The following is a 3,854-nucleotide window of genomic DNA, read 5'->3' as shown; positions in this document are numbered from 1 at the left end:
ATCCGTCTCGCGCCGCCCGGCGCGGCCCAGCACCGTTTCGGGCAGGAAGCCGTCGCGGACATAGGCATTCACGGCGCGCAAAAGGCGGCTTTGCGTCCATTGGCGCTCGCGGGGCAGGGGGCCGTTGACGATGCGCAGCACGTCCTCCCACGCCATGTCGGGCCGCAGGCGGCGCACATGCGGCACCCAGTCCTGCGCGGTTTCATTGAGCCGCTCCATATAGCCGTCCTGTCGCGCAAGCCGCACCTTTCGCAGCGCCGCCGGATCCCGGGCGCGCAGGCCCGGATTGCCGCCAACCCGGCCTTTGGTTCGTGCGCTGGCCAGCCCGGCCTTGGTCCGTTCGCGGATCAGGGCCCGCTCGAACTCGGCCGCGGCACCCAGGACTTGCAGGGTGAACTTGCCCTGCGGCGAGGATGTGTCGATGGGATCAGTCAGCGAGCGGAAAAAGGCACCCTTGGCCTCCAACCGCTCGATCACCTCCAGCAGATGCGAGAGGGACCGCGCCAGACGGTCGATGCGCACGACGACCAGCGTGTCGCCCTTGCCGATCCGCTCCAGCACCCGCGCCAGCACCGGCCGGGCGCGGCTCCCGCCCGAGGCCTGCTCCTCATGGATCTCGGCGCAGCCCGCGGATTTCAGGGCCTGCGACTGGGGCAGGGGGGTCTGATCCTCAGTCGAGACGCGCGCATAGCCGATCAGGGGCATCAAAACAGGTCGTGTGCAGTTTCAGATATTACCAGTAAACGACCGTTTGTAAACAGACGCAAGGCGCGTTTCTCTCGTCGTGCTGAGTTCGCGAAGCCTTGTATCTATGGGCTGACGGCCACGAGAGGCGCCTCAGCGCTCTCGAGAAGACACGATCCTCGAACGCCTCTATAGTAGAGAAAATCGCAGGAACTCAAAATCCATCGCCAAGCGCGCAAAATATCTATATAATGCGCGTATGAGCCAATTTCGTCAGACAAACATGGACGATGACGAGATGCCTCTCGAAGACATGGAGGCGTCCGAGAGCAAAGATGACGCTGACCTCTGGTTCCTGCCCGGGCCGCTCGAGGACGAACCGGATTACCTGCCTCCTGGACCTGCACCTGAGGCGAAGGAATCCGATGTCGTCGATGCATGGCGCGTGGCTGAGGCCGGGCAAGCGGCACAGCTTGCTCGTGCCGCGGCGCGCCTAGGGATCCTCGATGAACGCCTGCGCCGCGGCCCGGCCGGCTGGCGGCAGCGGCTCGCCCTGTTCGAAGCCGCGGATCTCAGTTGGCTCACGCAGGACCGGATCGGCCTCGACCGGCTTTCCCTATACATGGCCTTGCGGGTCTCGACCGTAGCGGATGATGCGCAGGCGCTGTACCGGATCGGCTGGACCGTGCGGCGACTGACCGGCGGACCCGCACCATTGGCGCGTCGGTCGGGTGTGGGTGATCTTGAGACCTTTCTCGATCGGCGCGACCGCCCGGGGCAGGGGGAGCGTTTCGAAGATGCCAAGCCTCCGTCCCGTATGATCGAGATGGCAGAGCGCGAAGCCTTCGAGGACCGGGCCGCCGGATGGCTCGCGATGATGATTCAGGCCGAAGACCTCCACCCCGTCGCGAGGGCCTGCATGGGTTTTCATCTCTGGCATGTCGCGGAGCTCTCGCCAGTCGACGATCCGCTCGAGGCCGCCGTGACGGCGTCGCGTGTTGCCATCACCGAGCTCGCGCCGTCAGGGAGTACGCCCGGCGCGATCTTCGCCCCCATCGCCATGGGCGGGGGCGGGGGCTTCCGAGCCATCGGGGAGCCGCCCGCTCGATTGGCGCGCTGGCTTAACGCGATGGAAAGCGCGACATTCGCAGCCCTGCGCAGACTCGAGGAGGTCGACGCTTGGGCGGCGGCTGCGGAACGAACGATGGCGCCGCTCTCGGGCAAGACGCCGCCGATGCTGCGGGACCTCTTCACAAGCTGGCCGCTGGTTTCAGTACAGTTGGCCGAAAAACTGACAGGCGCGCATCGGGCAACGGTTCAGCGCAACATTGACTGGATGGAGGAGCGGGGCCTGATCCGGGAGGTCACGGGGCAGGGGCGGTATCGCATGTGGCGGATCGTCGAGGCGCGCGCGACAGAGGCCAGGTCGATGCAGGATCGGCACAACGCAACGCTTGCCGAAGATATCTTTGATGAACTGGCCGCGCGACAGTGATGCCCTGGGTTCGTGTCGCGCGACCGTTACATCTGCAATGAAGAACCGAACAAAATCAATGCCCACCTTTTGCCATTAAAATTGAAATTTTGCCCGTATCTGCGATACCATTGCCCATAATTCTGAGACAGCGCTCTGGCAAATCAACTCAAAAAAGCAAATAAAAAAATATCGGTAGGTCAATTGTCTCGTATTTCTACGTAAGGCTTGAGAGCAAAAAGGCCGCCAAAGCACTCTATCTCATCGTGACGGTCATGGTTGGTATCAGCCGGGTTTATCTCGGCGTGCACTGGCCAACGGATGTGCTGGCCGGGTGGCTCGCTGGAAGCGGGTGGGCAATTACCTCCCTGTGGGGAGTGCGTCTGATCCTGCATCGGAACAGGACCGAAAGCACCTCGGATACCCTGCCGCGCTGACCATCGGGGCTGAAAAAGCGGACTCAGCGCAATGGAAGGAGGTGGCACAGCCGATCACTCCATTCACGAAAACCCTGGCCATCCGGCGGGGGGTGGAAGGCTCACTTGGTAGGGCAAACAAGGTCAATGATGGAATCGTTTGACGGCGCCGCCGCCACCTGAACCTCTTTCCACTGGTTCCATATCAGGCCGCTTGCCACCTTGTCGGAAAGCACCGCCGCGGTCGCGGAACCCAAGCAATCTGAAAGCCCGGACGAATGGCATAGTTCTGTGAAGAAATCTGCGGTCCGGTAGGACATGAAAATAACGCACTTGATACTCCGCCTGCTTATCAAGTCCCGAGTTGCCTCAGACAGGGTCTGCGCAGGCTCGGCTTTGTAGACGACGACACGTCGAGCCTTGTAGCCCCGACAGACCAGATCTTGTGCGATGTCTGCGGTAATGTTGTGCCCACTCAGGTAGGTGATCGTCCCATCCGTTGGCCTGACTTCTTTCAGGATGAGATCGAGAAGGCTTTTTGCGTCACCGTCCGCTTGAAAGATCCGTGAGAATCCCGCCTGGCGTAGCGGCGCCGCCGTTCCCGCCCCAACGGCATAGATCGGTGTGGTCGTCTTCAGAAAGCCAGCGTTGACGATATACAAAGATGCAAAGATGGACGTAACAACGAAAATGTCGGCTCCGCGGAACGCGTCTGTGTTAGGGCCTGCCGAAGACACGTTCAAGATCGGTTCAACTGAAACCTTGCATCCTCTTTGTTCCAGACAAGGCCGCATGAGTTCGGCTTGGAAGGATGGTCGCGTGAAGGCGTTGTTGCAGAACTCTGGCTGCGGAGGATTCACAGCGTGAATCCATGCGGTTAGACAGGCCGCATGAGCAAGCCATCACCTGCCCGCTACCGCACGACGAACTGGTCCAGCTACACCGCCTCGCTTCGCAGGCGCGGGTCTTTGCTGATTTGGCTGGACAAGGAGATGGCTTGGGTCGCGCCGCCTGAAGGCAAACCCGGTCGGCCTGCGGTGTTCTCGGATGCGGCAATCCAGTTTTGCCTGACAATCAAGGTTCTGTTCAAGCTGCCGCTCAGGCAAACGACCGGGATGGTGGCCAGCCTCTTGAACATGGCGAACCTGGACTGGGATGTGCCGGACTATACGACCCTTTGCCGACGGCAGAAGACATTGGCAGTTCAGATCCCGTATCGGCGCGCCGATGGGCCGCTGAACCTGCTGGTGGACAGCACCGGGATCAAGTTCCTCGGTGAT

General features: G+C 61.6%; 5 protein-coding genes. 3 read left to right on the top strand and 2 right to left on the bottom strand.

Annotated features, from left to right (window positions below; all coding sequences use genetic code 11):
* A partial coding sequence (locus C5F46_RS15785; RefSeq protein ID WP_107326256.1) for a recombinase family protein occupies window positions 1–705 on the bottom strand: 705 nt, incomplete at its 3' end.
* Window positions 706–967: 262 nt separating this feature from the next.
* Between C5F46_RS15785 and C5F46_RS15780 the strand changes: the two genes are divergently transcribed.
* Window positions 968–2,179, top strand: coding sequence for a helix-turn-helix domain-containing protein (locus C5F46_RS15780; RefSeq protein WP_107326255.1), 1,212 nt, complete (start codon window positions 968–970; stop codon window positions 2,177–2,179).
* 245 nt (window positions 2,180–2,424) lie between these two features.
* Window positions 2,425–2,595 (top strand): phosphatase PAP2 family protein, encoded by a 171-nt coding sequence (locus C5F46_RS15775; protein ID WP_407947343.1) that lies wholly within the window; start codon window positions 2,425–2,427, stop codon window positions 2,593–2,595.
* Window positions 2,596–2,696: 101 nt separating this feature from the next.
* Here the strand turns inward: C5F46_RS15775 and C5F46_RS15770 are convergent, their stop codons facing one another.
* Window positions 2,697–3,434 carry a uroporphyrinogen-III synthase gene (locus C5F46_RS15770; RefSeq protein WP_235820202.1) on the bottom strand — a complete coding sequence of 246 codons (738 nt, stop codon included), beginning with the start codon at window positions 3,432–3,434 and terminating at the stop codon, window positions 2,697–2,699.
* A 30-nt stretch (window positions 3,435–3,464) separates the two neighbouring features.
* Here C5F46_RS15770 and C5F46_RS15765 point away from each other — a divergent pair.
* Window positions 3,465–3,854 (top strand): IS5 family transposase (locus C5F46_RS15765; protein ID WP_107326257.1); only part of this gene is annotated, 390 nt, incomplete at its 3' end.

This window comes from Phaeovulum veldkampii DSM 11550, from assembly GCF_003034995.1.
Lineage (GTDB): Bacteria > Pseudomonadota > Alphaproteobacteria > Rhodobacterales > Rhodobacteraceae > Phaeovulum > Phaeovulum veldkampii.
Note: the sequence above shows the minus strand (reverse complement) of the source record. Positions and strands in the feature narration are given on the sequence as shown.

What these genes read in the sequence shown, in the direction of transcription:
- C5F46_RS15780 (WP_107326255.1), top strand. Translation starts at nt 968, where the DNA reads ATGGACGATGACGAGATGCCTCTCGAAGACATGGAGGCGTCCGAGAGC.